At 54.0% G+C, this 1,549-nt stretch carries 1 protein-coding gene; it reads left to right on the top strand.

The genetic code is table 11. The features are described from left to right. A partial coding sequence (locus L4D06_RS25330) for a calcium-binding protein (protein ID WP_429742245.1) occupies positions 1–1,549 on the top strand: 1,549 nt, incomplete at both ends.

The following is a 1,549-nucleotide window of genomic DNA, read 5'->3' as shown; positions in this document are numbered from 1 at the left end:
CGATACCCTGCGTGGCGGCGACGGCAATGATCACCTCGACGGCGGTGACGATAACGACAAACTCTACGGCGAATCGGGTAATGACCGCTTAGAAGGTGGCAACGGCGACGATGCCCTTTACGGTCAAGATGGCAATGACGTTCTTGTCGGCGGTCACGGTAACGACCACCTTGACGGCGGTAATCATGACGACAAACTCTACGGTCAATGGGGTAATGATTACCTCTATGGCTACAACGGTAACGATTCACTTTATGGCGAAGACGGCAACGATACCCTGAATGGTGCTGGCGGTAATGACTACCTCTCAGGCGGTAACGGCGACGATGCTCTGCATGGTGAATACGGCGATGACCGCCTAGAAGGTAACGACGGTAACGACAAATTATWTGGTCATGTTGGTAATGATGTCCTTCTTGGTGGTACCGGTAACGACTACCTTGATGGYCAGTGGAACAACGACCACCTATATGGTGAAAATGGCCATGACACGCTCAAAGGCGGTACAGGCAACGACTACCTCCATGGTGGTAACGATAACGATGCCCTGTATGGCGAAGACGGTAATGACACCTTAGTTGGCGGTCATGGCAACGATCATCTAGATGGTGGGAATAACGACGACAAACTCTATGGCGAATCGGGTAATGACCGCTTAGAAGGTGGCAACGGAAACGATGCCCTCTACGGTCAAGATGGCCATGATGTGCTGGTCGGCGGTCACGGTAACGACCACCTCGACGGCGGCGAGCACAATGACAAACTCTATGGCCAATGGGGCAATGACCGCTTAGAAGGTGGCAACGGAAACGATGCCCTTTACGGTCAAGATGGCCATGATGTGCTGGTCGGCGGTCACGGTAACGACCACCTCGACGGCGGCGAGCACAATGACAAACTCTATGGCCAATGGGGCAATGACCGCCTAGAAGGCGGCAACGGTGACGACGGCCTTTGGGGTGAAGACGGTGACGATGTCCTCGTYGGCGGTCATGGTAACGATCACCTCAACGGCGGTAACGGCAATGACCAACTTCACGGTCAATGGGGTCACGACGACATGCATGGCCTAGCGGGGGATGACGCCCTCTACGGCTGGACAGGTAACGATACCCTGCGTGGCGGCGACGGCAATGATCACCTCGACGGCGGTGACGATAACGACAAACTCTACGGCGAATCGGGTAATGACCGCTTAGAAGGTGGCAACGGCGACGATGCCCTTTACGGTCAAGATGGCAATGACGTTCTTGTCGGCGGTCACGGTAACGACCACCTTGACGGCGGTAATCATGACGACAAACTCTACGGTCAATGGGGTAATGATTACCTCTATGGCTACAACGGTAACGATTCACTTTATGGCGAAGACGGCAACGATACCCTGAATGGTGCTGGCGGTAATGACTACCTCTCAGGCGGTAACGGCGACGATGCTCTGCATGGTGAATACGGCGATGACCGCCTAGAAGGTAACGACGGTAACGACAAATTATTTGGTCATGTTGGTAATGATGTCCTTCTTGGTGGTACCGGTAACGACTACCTT

Source organism: Enterovibrio makurazakiensis (assembly GCF_050336585.1).
Lineage (GTDB): Bacteria > Pseudomonadota > Gammaproteobacteria > Enterobacterales > Vibrionaceae > Enterovibrio > Enterovibrio gelatinilyticus.
Note: the sequence above shows the minus strand (reverse complement) of the source record. Positions and strands in the feature narration are given on the sequence as shown.